This window comes from Actinacidiphila polyblastidii (genome assembly GCF_036353415.1).
In the GTDB taxonomy this organism is placed as follows: Bacteria; Actinomycetota; Actinomycetes; order Streptomycetales; family Streptomycetaceae; genus Actinacidiphila; species Actinacidiphila polyblastidii.
Genome location: NZ_JAZEWV010000021.1, coordinates 58113 through 79183 on the forward strand (window position 1 = coordinate 58113; position 21071 = coordinate 79183).

Sequence of the window (21071 nt, forward strand, 5' to 3'; positions counted from 1 at the left end):
CTCGACCAGGAAGGCAGCCATGCAGCGACCCGCCACGTCGAAGTTCCTCACCACCGTCGCCCTGACCGCGGGGGCAGCCGCGCTGAGCGTGCTCGGCGGTTCACCCGCGGGCGCCAGCCCCGTGGACCCCTCACCGGTCTCCGCCGGGCAGGCCGCACACTCGTCCGCCCAGCAGCCGTCCGCCGCGCAGCCCGCCGCGCCCCAGCCCGCCGCCGCGCACGTCGACGGCCGCGTGGTCTCCAACCTGCCGCTGACCATCCGCAGCCTGGCCACCACGAACTCAACCGCCCTGGGCAGCTACGCGCCGGGCACCATCGTCCACATCGCGTGCAAGAAGAACGGCCAGACCGTCGACGGCAACCCGCGCTGGTACAAGCTGTCCGACCGCACCGGGTGGCTCGCCGCCCGCTACGTGGTCAACCTGGGCACCGTGCCGTGGTGCTGACCTGCGGCTGAGGCCGCTACCGGGCGGTCGGGGAGACGGCGGGCGCGCGGCCTGCCGTCCTCCCCGACCGCCGGCCCCTGCCCTCCGGCCGGTCCCGCCGTCGGGTCAGCCGGTCTGCTCGCTGTCCTTGAGCGAGCCCCACCCGTGCCAGCGGTCGATCTCGATCCAGGCGTTGTAGCGGCGGCGGTCGCGCTGCGGGTAGTCCTTGCCGAGGTACTGGCGGGCCAGGCGGTCGATGCCCGTCAGGCCGGTGTCCTCCCGCAGGTCGACGGCACGGCCGATGATCGTCAGGTGGGTGTACCAGCCGCTGTCGTCGAGCACCGTGAGCGAGACCCGCGGGTCGTTGCGCAGGTGCTGGAGGCGGACCCGGCCCTCGTCCATGTTGACCAGCACCCGGCCGTCGTCCCACAGGTACCAGGTGGCCGTAGAGACCGGCTGGCCGTCGCGGCGCAGCGTGGTGATGACGGCGGGGTTGGGCTTCTCCAGCATGCTGACGGCGTCTGCGGGCAGCGGCGGCTTCGACACGGGACATCCTCCACGACGGACGGCGGAACGGTTCTCGATCGCCTCCATGATCGCCTGGGGTGCCCCCGCCCGCACGCAGCGGCGCGGTCGGGCGGGGGTGGTTCTCTCAGCTCCAGACCTGGAACTCCGAGAGCTGACCGGCCGGCCAGCCGGTGTTGGCGGTGACGGTCAGCCGGAAGTAGCGCTGCGTCGTGGCGGGGAAGGTGAGGGTGACGGTGTTGCCGGTCGCCGGGTCGAAGGCGGCGGCGGCCGCGGCCTTCACGGTGGTGAAGGCGGAGCCGTCGGCGCCGGCCTGCACGGACAGCGTCTCGGTGCGGGCGCCCCAGCCGGCGGGGAGCTGCAGTACCACGCGGGAGGCGCTCCGCGCGGAGCCGAGGTCCACCTGGACCCACTGCGGGAAGGCGTTGTTGGCGCTCTCCCAGTAGCTGGACCGGTCGCCGTCGGTGACGTTCGACGAGCCGTACGCCTGGGTGTGGCTGGATTCCGCGGTGGGCCTGCCCGCGGCCAGGTCGGTGCCGCCCGCCGCGGTGAAGCTGAGCTGATTGAGGTTCCAGCCGCCGCTGTCCTGGTCGAGGGTGAGGACCTGCCGCCCCGCGGGAAGGGTGAGGCGGGCGGTCGCCGTGCCCCAGGTCTGCCAGCCGCCGGTGGCGGGGACGGCCACCGGCCCGGTGAGGTCGGCCCCCGAGGCGTCGGACAGGTGCAGCGCCGCGCTGACCGCGGCCGGGGCCGCCAACCGCAGGCTGACGGTGTAGGAGCCGGCGGTCGCGACGTTCACGGTGTAGCGCTGCCACTGCCCGCCGCTGGTCCAGCCGAGGTTGTAGCCGCCGCCGGTGTCGGAGGTGGCCTCCAGGTCGACCCCGTCGGCGCGGTAGGCGGTGCCGTTGCCGTTGACCGAGGTGACGTTGTACGCGACGCCCTGGCCGCCGGTGTCGTAGTTCTCCGCCTGCACGGTCCCGGGCACCGCGGCGGGCGTGCCGCCGTAGGGCGCCTCGACCGGGGTGCCGCCGCCCTGCCAGCTGTTGCCGCTCTGGGTCGCGGTGAAGCCGCTGGAGTTGTTCGCGAACGCCGACGCGCCGCTCTTCAGCCCGGTCACGCTGTTGCCGGTGATGGTCGCCGAGCCGGTGGGCGCCGGGTAGAAGGCCGGGGAGATCACCACGCCGTTGCGCCCGGGACCGGTGACCGTGTTGTTCTGCAGCAGGGTGTTGGTGGAGGTGGAGAAGCCGATCGCGTCGTAGAGGGAGTCGGCGACGGTGTTGCCGGTCGCGGTGACGTGGTCGACGATCCCGGTGTTCTGGCCGTCGCCGCCGTTCCCGATGTGCAGGGCGGGCTGGCCCTGGCTGTAGGCGTTGCCGCCGGAGCGGACCACGACGTTGCCGGTGATCGTCGCCGACAGGAGGTCGCTGCCGTTGACGCCGAAGCGGCCGGCGCCCAGGCCGATGTAGCGCGCGGTGTCGCTGACGTAGTTGTTCCGCACCTGGTGGCCGCTGCCGCCGTAGATCGCGACGCCCTTGCCGCCCCACGGGGCGATCGAGGTGTTGCCGGTGACGGTGATGCCGGTCATCGGGCTGTAGTACGTCCTGGAGCCGTCGCCGTTGGTGTTGTAGTTCTCCGAGTTGACGGCGATCGCGTCGTCGCCGGTGCCGCGGACGAAGTTGTTGGTGACCGTCAGGTTGTTGCCGGTGCTCGCGCCCAGCGACACGTTGTTGACGTTGATGCCGTCCGCCCAGATCGCCGTCAGCCGGCTGTTCCGCACGGTGCCGCCGGTTCCCGACGCCCAGAAGCCGGACATGGTGTGCTGGGTCCAGATGCCGTCCGCCGACCAGTTGGCGCCGGTGGTGTCCATGGCCCCGCCGTCGCCGCCGACGGTGCTGCGGCTGACCGCGTCGGCGTCGATGTGGAAGTTCTGCACGGTGCACGAGGTCAGGCCGAACAGGGCGGGCAGCGGTGTGCTGTTGGGGACGGGCACGTCACGGTAGACGGTGCTGTACCACATGCCCGCGCCGGCGATGGTGATGCCCTGCGCGTTCAGCGCCGCGGTGCCCTTCACGTAGAAGGTTCCCTGCGGGATCCAGAGCGTCCTGCCCTGCGACTGGGCCTGGTCGATGCAGCTCTGGATGGCGGACCTGCTGTCCACGGAGTGGCTGTCGGCGGCGCCGTTGGTCGGGTTGTCGTCCGCCACCGCGCCGCAGCTCGTGATCGAGATCGAGTTCGCGGGCTGGGTGAGGGGCGCGGGCGGGTTCTCCACGTCGACGGAGTCCACGTCGTAGAAGGAGGCGCTGTTCGCGGTGTCCTTCTGCAGGGTGAGGGTGCTGCCGGCGGCGATGGGGGCGCCGGTGACGAAGGTGTGCGACTCGTCGAAGAAGACGCGGGGGGAGCCGTCCGCGGGGTTCTGGTCGTCGCTGTTGTTGTAGTCGGTCCCCTCGTACACCCAGGTCTGCTTGGAGTTGAGGTCGAGCGCCTGCCGGAAGACGCCGTCGACGTACAGGTCCAGGGTGGCGGTGATGCCGCCGCCCGACGCGGAGTCGGGGATGCTGGCCCGGACGTTGAGGAAGCTGATCGGTCCGCCGGTGGAGTTCGTCCACCGCACCGACTGGCCGGTCGCGCCGAGATGGGCGTAGGCGTGTCCCGACGCCTCCAGTGCGGCGCTGGAGTACTGGGTGGTCGGCGCCGAGGTCAGGGCGACGGTGCTCGCGCCGCCGCCGAGCGTTCCCGCCTCGCCCTCGTAGGTGGTGAACGCCGTGCTGGCGCCCACTCCGGCAGCGGCGGCGGCCGCCGCCGTGGTCGGTACCCGCGCCGGGGCGGGCGCCCCGGCCTGGGCTCGGGCGGCGGGAGGGGACACGGCGCCGGCCGGCGCGGCGCCGGTCCACGCCAGACCGAGCACGGCGGCCAGCGGCACGGCCAGGCCGGGGATGAGCGCTCTGCGCCTCAAGGGCGCTGCACTGCCACGCATGGATGCTCCTCGGGGTGGGGGGTGAGCGCCCCGACCGTACAGAGCGGTCCTGAAGGGCGCAAGGTTCCGATCCGAGAAAGCAAATACCGTGCATCGCACTGGAATAGCGTGCGTCTCGCGGCTGCGGCGCGCGGTCCGCCGAGCCGGCTGCCGCGCGCCGGTCAGCGGAAGCGGGCGCGTTCCTGCCGGGTGCGCAGCGTCCGGGGGTGGTTCCCGCCCGGATGCCGGACGCGGTCCTCCAGCACCTGCCGGCGCAGCCGTGCGGCGCGGGGGACGGTCGCCGGTGGCGCCGACGAAGCGGGCGTGGGCGTTGCGGCTGCCGAGGGTGGCGGGGGGTTCGGCGGCCCCGGCGGCGCGGCCGCAGGCGCCCAGCGTGCGGGCGCGGCCGGTGCGGGCGGCCAGCATGTGGGGGTGGCCGGCGCTCGGCGCCCGGCCGCAGTCGTCGACGAGGCGCGCGTCGTGGTCGAGGGACCCTCGCGCGGCAGGCCGGCGGCTCGGCGGGGTGGCCGGCCATGCCGGCGTTGCGGGCGTAGGCGTTGCGGTTCTCCAGCGTCCCGCGGGCGTCGGGACCGGCCTCGCCGGTCGACTCCGCGACCCCACCCCCGCTCCGTGCCCTGTTCCCTCCCCGGCGGGCGCAGCCCTGACACACCCTCAGCGCCGCCGTGCCGTCCGCCCGAACGCCGTGCTGGCAGGATGGCGGCATGGAACGCGTACTCGGAATCGGCGGCTACTTCCTGCGGGCCCGCGACCCTGCCGCGCTGAACGCGTGGTACCGCGACTGCCTGGGCCTGGACGCCGACGCGAACGGCCTGTGGCACCAGGGAGCGGGCCCGACGGTGTTCGCGACGTTCGAGTCCGGGACCGACTACTTCGGTTCCCCCACCCAGCAGGTGATGCTCAACTTCCGGGTCCGCGACCTGGACGCCATGCTCGCGCAACTGCGCGCCGGGGGAGCGGACGTCGCCGCGCCGACGCAGGAGATGGAGGGGGTCGGCCGTTTCGGCTGGGTCACCGACCCGGAGGGGAACCGGGTCGAGCTCTGGCAGCCCGCCTGACCCCGTCCGCTGCCGCCCCCGCAGCGGCGCGGCCAGGACCCGGGTGCGGCCGGGCCGGCGGTCGGCACCGGGCCCCGCGGTCGGCAGGGGTCACCCTCCCGCCGGGCCGGCGGCGTCCGGGGGGCCCGGCCGCAGCGCGTCGATCACGAGGTCGAGGAGCCGGCCGATCTGCTCCGGGGTCCCGCCGGCCGTGGTGGACAGGAAGACCCCGAGCAGCAGCGCGGTGACGTCCTGCGGTGCGACGTCCGCGCGGAGCGAACCGGTGCGCGCCCCTTCCGCCAGGATCGTCGCGATCGCGGCGGTGACCCGCTCGCGGGTGCTCGGCGTCGCGATGCTGCCCGAGGCCCAGCCGGCGCGCAGGGTGTCGATCATGCCGCGTTTGGCCGCGACGAAGGCGCCGTAGCGGTCCATCCACGCCCGCAGCGCGGCATCCGGAGCGAGCTCCGCGAGCAGCGCCGGGGCGTTGCCGGTGACGTCGTCGAGCTCCGCGGCGTAGACGGCCTCGACGAGCGCCTCGCGGGTGGGGAAGTGGCGGTAGAGCGTGCCGATGCCCACCCCGGCGTCGCGGGCGACGGCTTCGAGCGCGACCGTGCCGTCCGTGGCGGTGAAGGCGGCCCGCGCGGTCGCGATCAGCTTCTCCCGGTTGCGGCGCGCGTCGGAGCGCGCGGGCCGGCCGGCCCCCGCGCCGGGCGGCGGCTTCGAGGGCGGCGTCGGTGGTGAGGCCGGTGGCGGAGTCGGTGGCGGGATCAAAACGGAGGCACCTCCGGTAGTGCTACGGTGGAGAAGCGGACGCACCTCCGCTTCCCCTATCGTCGCACGAGGACGGGACCCCCATGTCTTCCACCGGCACTTCCTCCCACGACAGCACCCCCGCCGGCGCCCCGCGCCCCGGCGGCCCCGGCCCGCTCTGCGGCCGTACCGTCTCCCGCGTCGGCTACGGCGCCATGCAGCTGCGCTCGGCCGACGGCCGCGCGTCCGACATCGCCCTGCTGCGGCGCGCCGTCGACCTCGGCGTCGACCACGTCGACACCGCCCAGTTCTACGGCGACGGCTACGTCAACGGGCTGATCCGCGAGGCGATCCGCCCCGAGGACGGCGTCCTGGTCGCCACCAAGGTCGGCGCCACCCCCGCCACGGGCGGACCGCATCCGCTCCGCCTCGCGCAGCGGCCCGAGGAGCTGCGGGCGAGCGTCGAGGACAACCTCACCTCCCTCGGCCTCGACTGCCTGCCGCTGGTGAACCTGCGCCGCACCGACGCCGGACCCGGCCTGAAGGCCGAGGGCGACCAGGTGGTCGACCTCGACGACCAGCTCGCCGTCATGACGGCCCTGCGCGACGAGGGCAAGATCGCCGCGATCGGCCTCAGCAGCGTCAGCGCGGACGTCCTGCGGCGGGCGATCCCGGTCGGCATCGCCTGTGTGCAGAACGCCTACAGCCTGCTGGCCCGCGACGACGAGGACATGCTCGCCCGCTGCGCCGCCGAGGACATCGCCTGGGTGCCGTACTTCCCGCTCGGCAGCGCCTTCCCCGGTATGCCGAAGGTGACCGACGAGCCCGCCGTGGTGTCCGCCGCGCGGTCGCTGGGCGCCACCCCGGCCCAGATCGGCCTGTCCTGGCTGCTCCACCACGCCCCGAACGTCCTGCTCATCCCGGGCACGGCCGACGCCGCCCACCTGGAGGCGAACGTGGCCGCGGGTGCGATCGCGCTCGACGGCGCGACGCTCGCCGCGCTGGACGCCGTGCGGCCCCGATCGGGCGAGATCCTCGCGGGGTGACGCGTCCGCGGCCCGCCGTCCTCAGGCGTAGACGCCGAACTCGTACAGCGAGTACCCGTAGCCGGTGCCCCGCTGGGCGCCGAGAAGGCGCACGTAGCGACCGGTGCCGCTGACGTCGAGGTCGTCGATGTTGCCGTTGCCGTCGGTCACCGAGGTCACCGTCGTCCAGTTCTGCCCGTCGTCGGAGGTCTGGATGGTGTACGCCTTCGCGTACGCCGCCTCCCAGGCGAGCTGGACGTGGTGGAAGGAGGTGCGCTGCCCCAGGTCGACCTGGAGCCACTGCGGGTCGCTCCAGTCGCTCGACCAGCGGGTGTCGGACCGGCCGTCGACCGCGTTCGCCGGCGTGCACGGGCAGCCGCCGGTCGGGTCGGTCTGGAAGGACGAGGCGGTCGCCGGCCTGCCCAGCGCCACGTCGGTGCCCGCCGGCCTGGGGGCCACCACCTTCAGCGACTTCGAGCCGTAGCTCACGTTGCCGTGGCCGTCGGTGGCCTTCACGTACACCTTGTAGACGCCGACCTTGTCGGGGGCCTTCACCGTGAGGGTGCCGCCGTCACCGGTGGCGGCGGCCGGTACCAGCGAGCCGTTGCCGTCGATGTACAGGCTGCTGAAGAGCACCTGGTAGGACACCGGGTCACCCTCGGGGTCGGTCGCCCTGGCGCTGATCGTGACGTCGCCGCCCGTGGGCACGCCGTCGGCGCCGCCGCTCACCGTCATGTCCGAGACCAGCGGCGGCCGGTCGTCGCCCGAGGTGTCGCCGCCGTACGCCTGCTTCACCGCGTAGTAGGACGGCCGCTTCAGACCGTCCGGCACCAGGTTGAACCAGATGCCGCCGAAGTCGTCCTCGTTCCCGTAGTGGAAGAGGGTGGCGCCCAGCGCGACGCCCTGGTGCCCGGTGACGCAGTTCCAGGCCGCCGTGTAGCCGTCGGCCTTCTGCTGGTCGGTCGGCTCGTCCGGAACGCCGTTCGCGTCGTCCGGTGCCTCCCACGACCCCGCCGGGCCGCCCTCGGTCACGATGTACGGCTTGTCGTACCCTCCGGACTCCCAGGCGGACCGGACGTTGCACACGTCCTTGTACGAGTTCACCGCGTACAGGTCCAGGTCCGGGGCGTTCCTCTTGTAGTACGGCCAGGCGCCGGTCCAGGCGTCGGTCGAGGTCACCGGGTGGTTCGGGTCGACGGCGTGGATCTTCTTCACGATCTCGTCGACGAAGGAGGTGTACGCGTTGCGCTCCTGTTCCAGCTGGTCGCCGCTGTAGCAGTTCTGCAGACCGAGCACGGACTCGTTGCCGACGTCCCACATCAGCACACCGGGGTTGTCCTTGTAGGTGTCCACCCACTTCGGGAACTCCGCGAGCATGTCGTTCTTGTACGTGTCGTCCGTCAGGTAGTCCACGCAGCCGCCCGAGCCGGGACCGCCGCCCGGCTGCAGCCAGAATCCGGCGATGACCTTGATGCCGTTGGCCGCCGCCGCGTCGAACAGCGGCGCGCTGGTCGCGTCGGTGCCCCAGGTGCGGATCGTGTTCACTCCCATCCGGGCGACGTCCGGCAGGTCCGCGGCCGCGTCGGCCGGAGACGGCCCCCAGGTCAGGCCCTTGACCTGGTACGGGGAGCCGTCGACCGTCAACTGCCAGTCCCCCTGCGATCCGGTCACCTTCACCACGCTGCCGGCGGCCGTGGCGGACGGCGCCTGGGCCAGCGACAGCCCTCCGACGAGCAGCGCGGTCGCTGCCAGCGGCGCGGCCGCCCGGCGGGCCTTTCCTGCGATGAGATCTCGTTCCATGTCTCCTCCTTGCGGGTCGTGCGCGTGCGTGTGCGGGCGCCGGTGCGACCGCCGCGGCGGCACGGTCGCCGCCGCCGATCGGTCGGTGTCCTGCGACCGCGCACCCGGCCGGGAGAGCGCTCTCCCGCATAGGCTGAAAGAACTCGCCCGGCCGGGTGCCGGACGAGTCAGTGGATCAGCCGGTAATTGCTGTCGAGCACCGCGCCCTTGCCGGGCTGGCTCTCGTCGTAGCCGTGGGCGTCGCACTGCAGGCCGCCGACCACGCAGTGGGTGACCATGGCCGCCTGCGTCGCGTTGTCCCAGTCGGCGAAGAAGTCGTAGTGGAAGGAGTAGCCGGCCCCGCTGGCCAGCCGCACCTGCGACATGTCGCCGTTGACCGGCCACGCCATCTTGAACTCGATCATCGGCAGCGCCACCGGGTGGTCGGCCGGGCAGACGTTCTGGTTGTTGCCCGACGCGACCGGATACGCCATGTGGCTCTTGTGGTCCGGCGTGTCCAGGTGGATGCCGTCCCAGCAACTCGGCGCCTGGAGGCGGATGTTGAGCTGGGTGTCAGGCGTGTTGGGGCAGGTCGCCGGGAAGTCGTAGTTCTTGTAGCTCGTCCCGCACTCCCATCCCTCGACCGTGCCCTTGAGGTTCTTGAACTCGTCCTTGCTCTGCATCGGGCTGCCGACCACGAAGCGCAGGCCCTTGGGGAAGGGGCGCACGCTGGTGTAGTCGTTGATGCCCGACTTGTAGTAGATCGTCTGCGGGCCGACCGGCAGGATCTTCTGGTCGCCCTTGAACAGACTCGGCATCCAGTACGCCGACTTGTCGCCGGGGGCCAGACACGCGGTGCCGCTCGCCGCATCCAGTGAGGCGGTGGTGGAGCCGGCGTTGGTGCTCACGTTGCCCATGAAGGTGTGGTCATGGGACTTGCCCGGCTGCCCGGGATAGACGATCGGGTCGTCCGGTGCGGTGTGGTCGGGCGCGCACTTGGCCTGGAACTCGTGGAAGTACGCGTGCGGGGGGTCGTACGTCGACGGCGTGACGCCGGTGACCGGCGGGTTGGCCATGATGTAGCCGTCCCCGTCGGGGTCGTCGCCGGACGTCTGGGTGGACGCCGGCATCGACATGGACATCGCCAGCGACATCGCCTGATGGTGCGACGAGGTCGCGGCGGCCGGCCGGGCGCCGGCGGTGCTCGCGGACGCGTTCGCCGTGAGCGCGGCTCCGCCGCCGACCGCGACGAGCGCGAGGGCGATCAGGAGTCTGGGGGCGGTGCGGGGTTTCAGACCCATGGGGACCTCCGGGTGCATGGGGGGTGCGGCCGTCCGGCCGCAGGGAGGATGAGGGTGCCTGATGTGTGGGAGAGCGCTCTCCCACTAGGAATGCTTCACTCCTGCAACGGGAGTGTCAACGGTTGGTGAAGTGCCGGTTGGGAGCGGAGGCGTTCACCGGACCCGCGGAACAGCCTCTGGCCTGCGCGGTGTTCGAGGTCTTGAGGATTCTGTGAAGACCGGCCCCGGCCGCCGCCGTGGACGGGTGGCGGGTGAAGCGGAGCGGGACGCACCCGGCACGCGCCCACCGGTCCGTTCCGGCCTCGGCCGGGGCGACCGCCTGTTTCCGGCGGCCCCGGCAGTCCCTGCGGACGCCGTACGGCGGGGGAGCGGATGAGGCAAGGTGAAAGAACCTCCGGCCGAGTCCGATCACGGAGGCTGAGTCGACCCACATCCTGTACCGCTTCCACACCCGGAAGGACCCGACACGTGCCTCACATCCAGATCGACAACGATCTCCCGGGCATCGGCGGACTGCTCAGGCAGCGCCCGGACACCGGGGGTCTGATCAACACCATGGCGGACGCCCTGCTCCGCGGCCCGATGTCGCTCACCCCGGGGGAGCGCGAGCTGATCGCCGCGTACACCTCGGAGCGCAACGAGACGCCGTTCTGCGCCGGTTCGCACAGCGCCTTCGCCGCCGCGCAGCTCGAAGGCGGCAAGGAGCTGGTCCAGGCGGTGCTGATCGATCCCGAGAGCGCGCCGCTCACACCGCGGATCAGGGCGCTGATCCGCATCGCGGCCGAGGTGCAGGAGCCGGTGCACGTGCTCGCGGACGAGACCATCGCCGCCGCGCGCGAGGCCGGCGCCGACGACGCGCAGATCCACGACACGGTGCTGGTCGCCTCGGCGTTCTGCATGATCAACCGGTACGTCACCTGCCTCGGCACCGACCTGCCCGAGTCCCCGGCCTACTACGAGGAGGCCGCCAGGCGCATCATCGGCGAGGGTTACGCCGCCACCCTCACCTGAACCCGCCGTGACCCGGCGGCGGTCGCGTCACGCGACCCAGGCGGCCACCGTCGGAAACCAGACCGCGCACACCTCGCGCGCACGCTCGCCGCGCTCGTTCGCCATGCCAGCAGACATCAGTGCCACCTCCGGTCGATGGAACGCCGCCACACCCGTTTGACGCGCGCAGCCGAAGGCGGCCCCATGAGGTGCGGTGAGTCGGCTGACACCCGGTGGCGGGCGCATACCCCGTCGCTGCGACCGCATGCCACATTCCCCTCCTCCGGTTCGGACGGACGTCCCGTTGTCGCTCCGGCGACGACGGGACGGGCGGCCCGGGCGGTACCGGTGGCACAGGAGGCATGTGCGGTACGGGCGTTCAGCGGTTTCGGCGGTGCCGGCTGCCGTGCGGGGGCATGAGACGGGGCCCGGTTCCCTGTGTTCAGGGAGTCCGGGCCCCGGGGCCGCTCGCCGGAAGGGGTGCGGGCGGCTCGTCGGCGGTCCGCCGTCAGACATGGGCGTTTCTGGACCTGCTGCGGGCGAGGCGGCGCTTCGCCGCCCGGCGTTCGTCCTCGCTGAGGCCGCCCCACACCCCGGAGTCCTGGTTCGACTCCAGAGCCCACTGGCGGCACTGGTCCATGACGGGGCAGCGGCGGCAGACCGTCTTGGCCTGCTCGATCTGCAGGAGGGCAGGGCCGCTGCTGCCGACCGGGAAGAAGAGGTCGGGGTCTTCGTTGCGGCAGACCGCGCGGTGACGCCAGTCCATGATTCTCCTCTGCTGTCGGTGAGTTGCCTGCTGGTGTGGGTGTCGTCGGCGGTGGCGGCGCCGTTCGGAGCGCCGCCTCCGCACCGGGGGCGGAACGCGCTCCGCCGTGCCCGTGGACGCCTGACGGTGACGCCCTCTCGTCGCCGCCTGCCCACTCGGCGTCGATGTGTGCACGTCCGAACGGAATTTGCTCGATTGCCGTGGCCGAGCACGCTCGACGCCGTCGCGGGCGGCCCGGTCGCAGGTGTTCCGGCGGTCCCGGCGTGCGCTACCGGCGCGGGTCCGCAGCGCCCGGGTCCGCAGCGCCCGGGACCGGCGCCCCGCGCAGGTCGCGGCGGAACCAGGTGCCCGGCTTGCCGCCCAGCTCGGCCGGGTCGGCCGGGCCCTCCGGCACGAACCCCGCCTTGGCCAGCACCCTGCGCGACCCGGCGTTCGTCCGTGAGGCGGCGGCCCGCAGCGTGTGCAGCCCGTGCCGCGCCGGCGCCAGCGCGCACAGCTCCAGGACGGCCGCCGTCGCGACGCCGCGGCCGGCCACGTCCTGCGCGACCCGGTAGCCGAGGTCGGCCGTCCCGTCCCGGATGTCGTACAGGTTGAACCGGCCCACCACCGAGCCGTCCTCGGCGACGAGCAGGTAGAAGGCGCAGACCCCGGCCGACTGTTCGGCCAGCAGCGCGCCGAATCGTTCGGCGAACTCCTCGTAGAACGCGTCGCCGCGGTCGGAGATCGAGGCCGCGAAGTAGGCGCGGTTGGCCCGTTCGAAGGCCAGCACCGCGGGCGCGTGGCCGGCCTGGAGCCGTCGCAGTTCGTGCACGTCGTGATCCTCCTCGACTACGTCCGCGCGGCCGTCCCGCGCGCCGCGCGCACAACTCACCCCGCACGCCCGGCCCGAGAGCCGCACCCCGCATTCGAGCACGTCCGCCGGCGCCGGGCCCAGTGGATATCCGTCCGTGGACGTCGAGTCGGTCCCCGCCGCCTGCTCACCCGCCGGCCGGTCACCCTGCGGCCGGGCGGCGGACGCGCCGGCGGGACAATCGAGCCATGGGGACTGTGACCGCGCTCTACCGGTATCCGGTGAAGTCGATGCTGGGGGAGGGCGTGATCGCCGCGGCGGTCACCGAGGCGGGGCTCTGCGGCGACCGGGCGTACGCCGTGCTCGACGCCGACGGCGCCGTCGGCAGCGCCAAACACCCGCGCAAGTGGGGGGCGTTGCTGCGCTGCCGCAGTCGCCAGGAGGCGTCCGGTGCGGTCCGCGTGGCGCTGCCGGACGGCACCGCCTGGGCGGTCGAGGACCCTGAACTCGACGTGCGGCTCTCCACGTTGCTGGGCCGCGAGGTGTTCGTGTCGGCGCCCGTGCCCGGCCACGGCGGCCGCCTGGAACGGGCCGTGCCCGAGTACGAGGGCGGGCTCCCGGAGGCGGCGCGCGCGTCGGCGGGCGTGGACGACACCGGGGTGCGCATCACCACGGGCAGCGTCGCCGAGGGGACCTTCCTCGACTTCGGCCGGGTCCATCTCGTCACCGCGGCCGCACTGGCCCGGATGCGGGCCGTGCATCCCGCGGGCGACTTCGACGCGCGCCGTTTCCGGCCGAACCTGGTCGTGGACACCCACGAGGGTCCGGGCTTCCCCGAGGACGCCTGGACCGGCTCGCTGCTTCGGGTGGGGGAGGCGCTGTTCCGCGTCGCGGTGGCCACCCCCCGCTGCGTGGTACCCACCCTCGGGCACGGCGAACTGCCGCCCGACCCCGCCCTGATGCGGGCGGTCGCCCGCGAGCACCGCGTCCCGGTGTTCGACCTGGGCCGGCTCTCCTGCCTCGGCGTGTACCTGGACGTGCTCGAGGCGGGGACGGTCCGGGTGGGCGACCCGATCGGTCTGGTGAGCCCCGGTCAGGCCGGCAGCGGCGCGGCGCCGTGGGCGCGGGCGAGCAGCGCCGGTGCGTCGGGCTCGGCCTGAAGGGCCCTCAGCAGCACCTCCCACAGCTCCCGCAGCCGTTCCTCGATGCGGGCGCGGCCGTCCAGCGCGTCGGACACCGTGTGCAGACCGAAGAACGCGTAGACGACGGTGAGGGCCGCGGTGTCCGGCGCCACGCCGGCGGCCAGCTCGCCCCTGGCGTCGGCCTCGCGCAGCAGCGCGGTCACCGTCTCGATCCACGCCGCGAACGGCCCCGGCACGGGCGCCGCGATCGCCTTGCGCTCCATCCACAGCCGCGACCCGGCCCGGACCACCACGTCGTCCCGGAACGCCCGCGCCACCGCGAAGCTCAACCCCACCAGCTTCTCCAGGGCGGGCGCGGAGGACGCCTTCACCTGCGCGATCAGTCCCGGCCAGGTGGCGAACGTCGCCTCGACGACCGCCAGCGCGAGCTTCTCCTTGTTGGTGAAGTGGAAGTAGATCGCCCCACTGGTGCGGCCCGACCGCGCGCTGATGTCGCTGATGCTGGTGCCCGCGTACCCGCGTTCCTCGAAGAGCTGCGCCGCGGCCTCCACCAGGTACCTGCGCGTCGCCTCGGCCCGTTCCTGCACGTCCACTCCGCAATTCCGCTCGTCGCCAGAAGGCAGCCGTCATCCGTCGGCCGGCCCCCGGGGCCGGCCTCGATCGACAGCAATCTAGTGCCCAGGCGACTCCGGTCCGTAACATCCGCGAAGCAATGCGGGTGCGTATTTCCCGAACGAGAGTTTCTCTTGTCGTATGAGGAATTCGGCCGGCGTTCCGCTCGCCCCGGACCCCGCGGGGGACCTGAGCTGGTCGCGTACGGTCCCCCGCGAGCTGGTGCACCGCAGCTCGGTCGCCGAGGTGCTGCTGACCGACGTCCGGCCGGGCCGGGCCGGAACCTTCCGCGCGGCGGCCTGCTGGCCCCGCTCGCACGCCACCTTCCCCGCCGACGGCAGCGACCGGCACAGCCCGCTGCTCGTCGTGGAGACGCTGCGCCAGCTCGGCATCTACCTGCCCCTGCGCTGGTACGGCGTCCCGCCGACGTCCCGGATGCTCATCGACGACCTGTACTTCGCGGTGCACCCCGGCAGGGAGCCGCAGGCCGGCCACGGCGGCACCGAGATCACCTGCGCCGTCGAGGTGAGCGACCCGCGGCAGCGCTCCGACGGCACGCTCGCCGGGCTGCGGCTGTCCGTCGCCTACCGGGCGGACGGCCACCTGTTCGCCCGCGCGGGCGGTGGCGCGCGGTTCCTGCCCGACGAGCGGTACACGGTCGTGCGGGGCGACCGGCTGGGCGCCCGGCAGCCACCGCCCGCCCCCGGCGGCCGGCCCGATCCGGCGCTGCTCGGCGTGGCGCGTCCCGCCGACGTGGTCGTCGCGCGCCGCGCCGGGGCGCTGGCCGTCGAGGCCGCCGACCCGCACCATCCCTTCTACTTCGACCACGCGAGCGACCACGTGCCGGGCATGGTGCTGCTGGAGGCGGCGCGCCAGGGAGCGGCCGAGGCCAGCGGCGGGGCGCTGCTGCGACCGGTCAGCGGCCGGCTGGCCGCCGCCCGCTTCACCGAGTACGACCCGCCCGCCCGCCTCGACGCCATCGCGCACCACCGCACCTGCGTCTTCCGGGTCCAGCAGCAGGGCGCGGCGACGACGTACGGCGTCCTCGGCTTCGACCGACACGGCACGTGACACACGGGAGTTCCTTGACTACCCGGGGTCATCGTCCATAACGTAACGATCGTTATGTTCCCGGCGCCGCCGGGGAAGCCGCGCGATCCGCCGCGCGGTCCACGGCGCGCGGTCCACGGCGCCCGACAGCGGCCGCCGGGAGCCCGCAGCCGCGTGCATCGGCGGCAGGTCGCCGCATCGCGACGGGGCGCGGGCCCTCCCGCCGCCGGAGTACACGGGCCGCTCCCCATCCGTGTGCTCCGGCACTCCCGAACGGAACTGCCTCCAGTGACCCACTCCTCCCGCTCCGTCTCCTCACCGGCCCCGGCGCCGTCCCCCTCCCTCCCCGCGTCCGCGCGTCGAGGCGTGCCACTGCTGTCCTGGACGCCGGCCGCGATCGTCTTCGACTGCGACGGCACCCTCATGGACACCGAGCGGCACTGGCAGGACGCCCGCGACCTGACCCTGCGCGAGTACGGTCTGCGCGCGGCGCAGGGGTTCGCCGAGCGCGCCAAGGGGCTGCACTACACCGAGTGCGGCCGGCTGATGGCCGACGAGGCGGGCCGGTCCGACCTGGGCGAGGCGCTGACCGGCGCGCTGCTCGCGCACTTCCGCACGCTGGTCGCCGCCCGCCCCGCCACGATGCCGGGCGCACCCGAACTGGTCGCCAGGGCGGCGACGTTCGCCCCCCTCGCGGTCGCCAGCAACTGCCCGGCCGACGTGGTCGAGACCTGCCTGGCCACCGCGGGACTGCTGGCGTACTTCGACCACCTGGTGGTGCCGGACGCCGCGGTGCGTCCCAAGCCTGCCCCGGACGTCTACCTCGTCGCCGCCCGGCTGTGCGGCGCGGAGCCGGCCGAGAGCCTGGCCGTGGAGGACTCGGCGTGCGGCGTACGGGCGGCGGTGGCCGCGGGCCTGCGGGTCCTCGGCGTGGGCCCGTGGCCGGGCGAGCAGCTCGCGGCGAGCGTCGACCTGTGGGTCGACCGGCTCGACGCCCCGGACATCGCCGACTGGGCCGGCAGCCGCGTCGCCAGGACCGAGGGGACCGCCGCGCCGAAGGAGTCCGTGCGGTCCAAGGGGCCCGTGCAGTCCAAGGGGCCCGTGCAGTCCAAGGGGCCGGCGCACTCCGAGGAATCGGTCCAGGCGAAGGGGCCGGTGCAGCCGCGCGCGCTGGCGCGCTGACCGGGCCGGCGGCACGGCAGCGCCGGGGGTGCGCGGCAGCGTGCGGCGGCCGAAGGGCGGGTACCCGGATCGGCAGCGGGGTCCCGCGGCCCACGGCGCCCGCCGGGGCCGCGGGCCGGAGGGCGGGTGGCGTATGTGGGACGTACGTGAGGCGTGGCGCCGTTCGGTGGCCGGCCGGATCCGGCGGCAGAGCGCCGAACTGGAGCTGATGCACCGGGCGATGGGCTTCGCTGCCCTCGGCATGGTGACGCTGATGCCGCTGCTCATCGTGGTGGCGGCCGCCGCGCCCTACCGGCGGGCCGGCTTCGAGCAGTGGATCGTGGACGGCATGGGCCTGTCGGCGACCCCGGCCGCCGCCGTGCGGGACCTGTTCGCCACGCCCGGCCGGGTGATCAGCACCACCAGCGCGGTGAGCCTCGCCTCGCTGGCCTTCTTCGGCCTGTCCTTCGCCGCCAGCGTGGAGACGGTCTACCTGCGCGTCTGGGACCTGCCGCCGGCGCCGTGGCACGGTGCGTGGCGCCGCGCGGTGTGGCTCGCGGCGCTGACCGGCTACCTGTTCGCCGAGGCGCAGAGCGGGGACGTGCTGCGCAGCGGGTGGGCCGCCTCGGCGGTGCGGGTGCCGCTGACGCTCGCGGCCGGTACCGCGTTCTTCTGGTGGGGCCAGAGCTTCCTGCTCGGCCACCGGGTACCGGCCCGCCCCATGCTGACCGGTGCGCTCTGCACGATGGCCGGCCTGGTGGGGCTGCGGGTCTTCTCCGTCCTCGTGCTGTCCCGGATGACCGTCAGCAACGCCCTGACCTACGGTCCGGTCGGCACCATTGTGATGGTGCAGTGCTGGCTGATCGGCGTCGGCTTCGTGGTGTTCGGCGGCGCGCTGGTGGGACGTCAGCTCCACCACCGCACGGTCGCGCGGGACGCGCCGAGCCCGGCCGGCACGCCGTCGCCTCCCCGGCTGCCGGCCCAGCAGGCGGGGAGCGGCGACCGGCACCCGCCGCCCGGCCGCGTCCCCGGGCGCGAGGGGGAGGAGCCGGGTTCCGAACGGCGCTGACGGGGAGCGGCGACCGGGCCGACGCCGCTCAGCCCAGGACGAACGCCCTGGCCGCCTCGAACTCGCGGAGATTGGCCTTCTCGGCGGCCTCCACGAACGCGAAGGCGTCCTCGCCGATCGGGACCCGCAGGGGCGTCGGCCCGGCGGCCACCAGCCGCAGCACCTGCTCGGCGAACACCTCGGGCCGGGTCAGCGACGGGTTGTCCTGCATGTCCCGCATCGACTCCCACATCGGCCCGGTCACCTCGGCGTACGCGTCGACGCGCGCCGCCGCCGGAATCAGGGAGGCGCCGTACCGGGTGGCGAACGCCCCGGGTTCGACCGCCGTGACCCGGATGCCGAACGACGCGACCTCGGCCGCCAGCGCCTGGCTCATCCCCTCCAGCGCGTACTTGCCCGCCACGTACGCGGACAGGCCGGGGAAGCCCATCCGGCCGGCGAGCGAGGAGACGTTGACGACGTGTCCGGCGCCCTGGCGCCGCATCGCCGGCAGGACCAGCCGGGTCAGCCGCCACGCGGAGACCACCAGCGTGTCCAGCTGCGCCCGCAGTTCCTCGTCCGAGACCTCCTCGACCGCGCCGAACAGCCCGGACCCGGCGTTGTTCACCAGGACGTCCACCCCGCCGAACCGGTCGGCCGCGTGCGCCACCGCCGCCTCGCACTGCGCCGCGTCGCACACGTCCAGCGCCAGCGTCGAGATCCGCCCCGGATGCGCCCGCGCCAGGTCCTCGACGTCCTCGGGCCTGCGCGCCGTGGCCACCACCAGGTCCCCGGCGTGGGCGGCCGCGGTGGCCAGCGCCCTCCCCAGCCCCGACGAACAACCGGTCACCAGCCATCTGCGCGCCATGCGTCCCCCCAGCGTCACGTGGCCGCCGCGGCGGCCGGATTCCGGCCGATCGTGACAGAGCCCGCGCCCGCCCGCAGCGGCGCGTGCGGCGCACCGGCGGGGCGCACGCCATCACCGCGGCAGCGCACCGCCGGGGCGCGCGGGCGCCGCGCTCGCCCGGGTGCCCCCGCCGCGAGGGCGACCCGCCGCGCTGCGACGCACCGCACCCGGCGCCGCGGGCCACCGGCGGACCTTCGCGGTCACAGCACCGGGCGGGTGACTCCCCGCGGGCCGAGTCGTTGATCATGGCATGACGACGGGTGACCACATCGCGCACAGCCCACCGGGACACCCGGCGCAAACCCACCCCGAGCGCGGCGGGGACCGCCGCGAGGCGCGCGTGGCGCTGCTCGCCGAACTCGACGCGTGCCTGACGCACGGCTCCGGGGAGCTGGCCGCCCTGCACCGGCACGCCGTGCTGCCGGCCGGCAAGCTGCTGCGGCCGCTGCTGGTGGTGGACGCCGCCCTCGCCACCGGCGGTCCCGTGCACCCGGTGCTGCCGGCCGCGGTGGCGATGGAGCTGCTGCACGTCGGCAGCCTCATCCACGACGACATCATCGACGGGGACATCGAGCGCCGCGGCCGGGACTCCGTCCACCACCGGTTCGGCACGCACCGGGCGATCCTCGGCGGGGACGCGCTGTTCTTCAGGCCGTTCGCCCTGGTCACGCAGTGCAGGGAGCGGGGCGTGCCCGACGAGCGGGTGGTGCGCGCCGGGCGGGCGCTGGCCGAGGCCGGCGAGGAGCTGTGCCGGGGCGCGATGCTGGAACTGGACCAGGCGGGCGTCCCGGAGCTGTCCCTGGAGGCGTATCTGCGGATGGCCGGGCTGAAGACGTCCCCGCTGTTCAGCGGCGCCTGCCGGATCGGAGCCATCCTCTCCGGCGCCGACCGGGGCGAGGTGGCGGCCCTCGACCGCTACGGCCACGCGCTGGGCATCGCCTTCCAGGCCAGGGACGACCTGCTGCCCTACGACACCGAGCCGCCCGCGTCGGGCAAGCCCGCGGACAGCGACCTGGGCAACCGGCGGCCCACCCTCCCGGTGATCCTCGCGCACCAGCGGGCCGCCCCCGACGACCGCACGCTGATCGAGAAGCTGCTCGCCGACGGCGCGCGCGGCGCCGACGCCCAGGCCCGGATGGCCGAGGTGGTGCGCCGCACCGGCGCGCCGGAGGCGGCACGCGAGGTGCTCGACGAGCACGTGCGGCGCTGCCACCGCGCGCTCACCGTCTTCGACCCCGGCCCCGGCGTCGCCGAGATGGCGGCGATGGCGAACCGGCTCCGGCGGCAGGCGTCGCGTCCGGCCGGGAGCGTTCTCCGATGACGTCCGCCGGGGCGACCGCCGGGGCGACAGCCGGCGCCGTCCGCCCCTCCAGGACGGCGGCGCACCTGGCGACGCTGCGCCCCTACGACCTGGTCGCGGTGCTGATGGTCGCCGCCGCGGGCGCCGCGCTCGCGGCGCCGCACCCCGACCCGGCGCTGGTGGCGCTGGCGGTCGTCACGGCGCTGACCGCGGGCGCGGGCGCCCTGTACGGGGCGGACTACCTCACCCGCCACGACGACTTCACCACCAAACCGGACCGCCCCATCCCGTCGGGCCGGCTGCCCGCCGCGACCGCCCGCTCCTGCGCCGTCGGCGGCGCGCTGACCGCCGTCCTGGTGACCGCCGCGGTCAACTGGCACGGCCTGCTCTTCGTCACCGCCGCCGCGGCCGGACAGATCGGCTACGCCCGGTGGCTCAAGGACCGCGGCTGGTGGGGCGACCTGGCGGTCGGCCTGTCGGGCTGGACCTGCTCCCTGCTGAGCGCCGCGGCCTTCACCGCCGCCTGGCCGCCCGCCGCCCTGTGGCCGCCCGCCCTCGCCCTCGGGCTGCAGGGCGCCTTCGGCAACACCCTGCTGGCGCTGGGGGACCACGACGCCGACCGCGCGGTGGGCCGCAGGACCGTGCCGGTACGGTTCGGGCCGGACGGCGCCCGCGCCGCCATGGCCGGCAGCGCGCTGGCCTGCTACGCGCTCGCCGTCACCGTCCCCGACGTCCTGCACCGCCCGCCGACGGCCGCCTTCACCACCCTGACGGCGGCCGCGGCGCTCCTCGCCGCGGCGGCCTGCCTGCTGTCCGACGCGGCCGGGAGCCGTCCGGCCCGGCTGTTCGGTGTCAGCGTCCGCGCCACCGAACTGCACTTCCACGAGCGGGTGCTGCTGCCGGCCGGCCTCCTCGCCCTCACCGCGGGCGCCCTGCCCGTGCTGTGCGCGGCGCTGGCCGGGAGCTGCGTCCTCGCCCTCACCCCCCGGTCGATGCTCGGCGCACCGCACCGGCCGGCCCCTGATCAGCGCTCCCGGCCACCCTCGTCCGTCGGCCCGCCGCCCGTCAGTTCGTCATCGGCCGTCAGCTCGTCGCCAGCCGGGCGATGACCGTCTTCCCGTGCGCGGTCAGCTCCACGTGCACGCTCCGGCAGAGCGCGAGGACGATCTCCATGCCGTGCTGGCCGACGCGCGTCGGGTCGGGCGGCCGGGAGACCGGCTGGCCGGCCGAGCCGTCGGTCACGGCGATCACCAGCTGGTCGGCGCTGAGTTCGAGGCGCAGCCGGAACGGGCCCGGCGCGTGCCGCACCGTGTTCGTCACCAGTTCGCTCGTCACCAGCGCCGCCGCGCCGCGCTGGCGGTCAGAGACCGTGAGGGCGGGCGCGCCGCGCTTGATGAAGTCCTCGACGAAGTCCCGCGCCGCGCCGATCACCGAGGGCTCCGCGTCGTAGTCGGCACTGTCCTCGAACACCACCGCGGCGGCCGGCCGGCCGGCGG

Annotated in this window: 19 protein-coding genes and 1 pseudogene; 10 read left to right on the forward strand and 10 right to left on the reverse strand. The window is 74.3% G+C overall.

All coding sequences use genetic code 11. The annotated features are described in order from the left end of the window. Window positions 1-19: 19 nt before the first annotated feature. Window positions 20-445, forward strand: coding sequence for an SH3 domain-containing protein (locus tag V2S66_RS22860; protein ID WP_330797912.1), 426 nt, complete (start codon window positions 20-22; stop codon window positions 443-445). A gap of 105 nt (window positions 446-550) precedes the next feature. On the opposite strand, the gene V2S66_RS22865 is transcribed toward V2S66_RS22860, so the two are convergent. Together V2S66_RS22865 and V2S66_RS22870 are read right to left on the reverse strand one after the other, a co-directional pair. Next, the gene (locus V2S66_RS22865; protein WP_330797914.1) at window positions 551-970 is read right to left on the reverse strand and encodes a PPOX class F420-dependent oxidoreductase; all 420 of its coding nucleotides are present in this window, start codon (window positions 968-970) and stop codon (window positions 551-553) included. Window positions 971-1076: 106 nt separating this feature from the next. Next, on the reverse strand, window positions 1077-3920 hold the full coding sequence (locus tag V2S66_RS22870; RefSeq protein ID WP_330797915.1) for a discoidin domain-containing protein: 2844 nt from the start codon (window positions 3918-3920) through the stop codon (window positions 1077-1079). 701 nt (window positions 3921-4621) lie between these two features. Here V2S66_RS22870 and V2S66_RS22875 point away from each other — a divergent pair. Further along, window positions 4622-4975: a VOC family protein gene (locus tag V2S66_RS22875; protein WP_330797917.1), complete on the forward strand. Its 354-nt coding sequence runs from the start codon at window positions 4622-4624 to the stop codon at window positions 4973-4975. A gap of 90 nt (window positions 4976-5065) precedes the next feature. Here V2S66_RS22875 and V2S66_RS22880 read toward each other — a convergent pair whose 3' ends face one another. Beyond that, window positions 5066-5725 carry a TetR/AcrR family transcriptional regulator gene (locus tag V2S66_RS22880; protein WP_413966459.1) on the reverse strand — a complete coding sequence of 220 codons (660 nt, stop codon included), beginning with the start codon at window positions 5723-5725 and terminating at the stop codon, window positions 5066-5068. An 83-nt stretch (window positions 5726-5808) separates the two neighbouring features. Here V2S66_RS22880 and V2S66_RS22885 point away from each other — a divergent pair, with 83 nt between their 5' ends. Then, complete coding sequence (locus tag V2S66_RS22885) at window positions 5809-6750, forward strand: aldo/keto reductase (RefSeq protein ID WP_330797920.1); 942 nt, start codon at window positions 5809-5811, stop codon at window positions 6748-6750. A gap of 21 nt (window positions 6751-6771) precedes the next feature. Here the strand turns inward: V2S66_RS22885 and V2S66_RS22890 are convergent, their stop codons facing one another. Both V2S66_RS22890 and V2S66_RS22895 read right to left on the reverse strand, forming a co-directional pair. Next, window positions 6772-8529, reverse strand: a complete 1758-nt coding sequence (locus tag V2S66_RS22890) for a discoidin domain-containing protein (RefSeq protein WP_330797923.1) — start codon at window positions 8527-8529, stop codon at window positions 6772-6774. A 167-nt stretch (window positions 8530-8696) separates the two neighbouring features. Continuing rightward, window positions 8697-9809, reverse strand: a complete 1113-nt coding sequence (locus V2S66_RS22895) for a DUF1996 domain-containing protein (protein WP_330797926.1) — start codon at window positions 9807-9809, stop codon at window positions 8697-8699. A 468-nt stretch (window positions 9810-10277) separates the two neighbouring features. Here V2S66_RS22895 and V2S66_RS22900 point away from each other — a divergent pair, with 468 nt between their 5' ends. Beyond that, window positions 10278-10820, forward strand: coding sequence for a carboxymuconolactone decarboxylase family protein (locus tag V2S66_RS22900; RefSeq protein WP_330797929.1), 543 nt, complete (start codon window positions 10278-10280; stop codon window positions 10818-10820). Window positions 10821-11307: 487 nt separating this feature from the next. Here V2S66_RS22900 and V2S66_RS22905 read toward each other — a convergent pair whose 3' ends face one another. Further along, window positions 11308-11565: a WhiB family transcriptional regulator gene (locus tag V2S66_RS22905; RefSeq protein ID WP_330797931.1), complete on the reverse strand. Its 258-nt coding sequence runs from the start codon at window positions 11563-11565 to the stop codon at window positions 11308-11310. A gap of 268 nt (window positions 11566-11833) precedes the next feature. After that, the gene (locus V2S66_RS22910; protein ID WP_330797933.1) at window positions 11834-12376 is read right to left on the reverse strand and encodes a GNAT family N-acetyltransferase; all 543 of its coding nucleotides are present in this window, start codon (window positions 12374-12376) and stop codon (window positions 11834-11836) included. Between the two features lie 227 nt (window positions 12377-12603). On the opposite strand from V2S66_RS22910, the gene V2S66_RS22915 reads away from it, so the two are divergent. Further along, window positions 12604-13515 (forward strand): MOSC domain-containing protein, encoded by a 912-nt coding sequence (locus V2S66_RS22915; protein ID WP_330797934.1) that lies wholly within the window; start codon window positions 12604-12606, stop codon window positions 13513-13515. On the opposite strand, the gene V2S66_RS22920 is transcribed toward V2S66_RS22915, so the two are convergent. Beyond that, window positions 13449-14090 carry a ScbR family autoregulator-binding transcription factor gene (locus V2S66_RS22920; RefSeq protein WP_413966460.1) on the reverse strand — a complete coding sequence of 214 codons (642 nt, stop codon included), beginning with the start codon at window positions 14088-14090 and terminating at the stop codon, window positions 13449-13451. The genes V2S66_RS22915 and V2S66_RS22920 overlap by 67 nt on opposite strands. 160 nt (window positions 14091-14250) lie before the next feature. On the opposite strand from V2S66_RS22920, the gene V2S66_RS22925 reads away from it, so the two are divergent. The 3 genes and pseudogenes from V2S66_RS22925 to V2S66_RS22935 all read left to right on the forward strand — a co-directional run bounded on the left by V2S66_RS22925 (window position 14251) and on the right by V2S66_RS22935 (window position 17389). After that, a complete protein-coding gene (locus V2S66_RS22925) occupies window positions 14251-15180 on the forward strand; it encodes a ScbA/BarX family gamma-butyrolactone biosynthesis protein (RefSeq protein WP_330797936.1) in 930 nt (309 codons plus the stop codon). A gap of 345 nt (window positions 15181-15525) precedes the next feature. Continuing rightward, a pseudogene (locus tag V2S66_RS22930) lies at window positions 15526-16200 on the forward strand (HAD family hydrolase); the annotation flags it as partial. Between the two features lie 274 nt (window positions 16201-16474). Then, a complete protein-coding gene (locus V2S66_RS22935; RefSeq protein WP_330797939.1) occupies window positions 16475-17389 on the forward strand; it encodes a ribonuclease BN in 915 nt (304 codons plus the stop codon). Between the two features lie 28 nt (window positions 17390-17417). On the opposite strand, the gene V2S66_RS22940 is transcribed toward V2S66_RS22935, so the two are convergent. Further along, the gene (locus V2S66_RS22940) at window positions 17418-18236 is read right to left on the reverse strand and encodes an SDR family oxidoreductase (RefSeq protein WP_330797942.1); all 819 of its coding nucleotides are present in this window, start codon (window positions 18234-18236) and stop codon (window positions 17418-17420) included. A gap of 289 nt (window positions 18237-18525) precedes the next feature. On the opposite strand from V2S66_RS22940, the gene V2S66_RS22945 reads away from it, so the two are divergent. Together V2S66_RS22945 and V2S66_RS22950 are read left to right on the forward strand one after the other, a co-directional pair. Beyond that, on the forward strand, window positions 18526-19596 hold the full coding sequence (locus V2S66_RS22945) for a polyprenyl synthetase family protein (RefSeq protein WP_330797945.1): 1071 nt from the start codon (window positions 18526-18528) through the stop codon (window positions 19594-19596). Beyond that, entirely contained in the window at window positions 19593-20684 is a 1092-nt protein-coding gene (locus V2S66_RS22950) for a UbiA family prenyltransferase (protein ID WP_330797947.1), read from the forward strand. Before V2S66_RS22945 ends, V2S66_RS22950 begins: the two co-directional genes overlap by 4 nt. On the opposite strand, the gene V2S66_RS22955 is transcribed toward V2S66_RS22950, so the two are convergent. Next, the gene (locus V2S66_RS22955) at window positions 20659-21048 is read right to left on the reverse strand and encodes an ATP-binding protein (protein WP_330797993.1); all 390 of its coding nucleotides are present in this window, start codon (window positions 21046-21048) and stop codon (window positions 20659-20661) included. The genes V2S66_RS22950 and V2S66_RS22955 overlap by 26 nt on opposite strands. Window positions 21049-21071 lie beyond the last annotated feature (23 nt).

Coding starts and splice junctions, on each gene's coding strand:
- V2S66_RS22875 (WP_330797917.1), top strand. CDS start 4,622: ATGGAACGCGTACTCGGAATCGGCGGCTACTTCCTGCGGGCCCGCGAC.
- V2S66_RS22945 (WP_330797945.1), top strand. CDS start 18,526: ATGACGACGGGTGACCACATCGCGCACAGCCCACCGGGACACCCGGCG.
- V2S66_RS22905 (WP_330797931.1), bottom strand. CDS start 11,565: ATGGACTGGCGTCACCGCGCGGTCTGCCGCAACGAAGACCCCGACCTC.
- V2S66_RS22915 (WP_330797934.1), top strand. CDS start 12,604: ATGGGGACTGTGACCGCGCTCTACCGGTATCCGGTGAAGTCGATGCTG.
- V2S66_RS22895 (WP_330797926.1), bottom strand. CDS start 9,809: ATGGGTCTGAAACCCCGCACCGCCCCCAGACTCCTGATCGCCCTCGCG.
- V2S66_RS22925 (WP_330797936.1), top strand. CDS start 14,251: ATGAGGAATTCGGCCGGCGTTCCGCTCGCCCCGGACCCCGCGGGGGAC.
- V2S66_RS22940 (WP_330797942.1), bottom strand. CDS start 18,236: ATGGCGCGCAGATGGCTGGTGACCGGTTGTTCGTCGGGGCTGGGGAGG.
- V2S66_RS22870 (WP_330797915.1), bottom strand. CDS start 3,920: ATGCGTGGCAGTGCAGCGCCCTTGAGGCGCAGAGCGCTCATCCCCGGC.
- V2S66_RS22890 (WP_330797923.1), bottom strand. CDS start 8,529: ATGGAACGAGATCTCATCGCAGGAAAGGCCCGCCGGGCGGCCGCGCCG.
- V2S66_RS22885 (WP_330797920.1), top strand. CDS start 5,809: ATGTCTTCCACCGGCACTTCCTCCCACGACAGCACCCCCGCCGGCGCC.
- V2S66_RS22860 (WP_330797912.1), top strand. CDS start 20: ATGCAGCGACCCGCCACGTCGAAGTTCCTCACCACCGTCGCCCTGACC.
- V2S66_RS22950 (WP_330797947.1), top strand. CDS start 19,593: ATGACGTCCGCCGGGGCGACCGCCGGGGCGACAGCCGGCGCCGTCCGC.
- V2S66_RS22935 (WP_330797939.1), top strand. CDS start 16,475: ATGTGGGACGTACGTGAGGCGTGGCGCCGTTCGGTGGCCGGCCGGATC.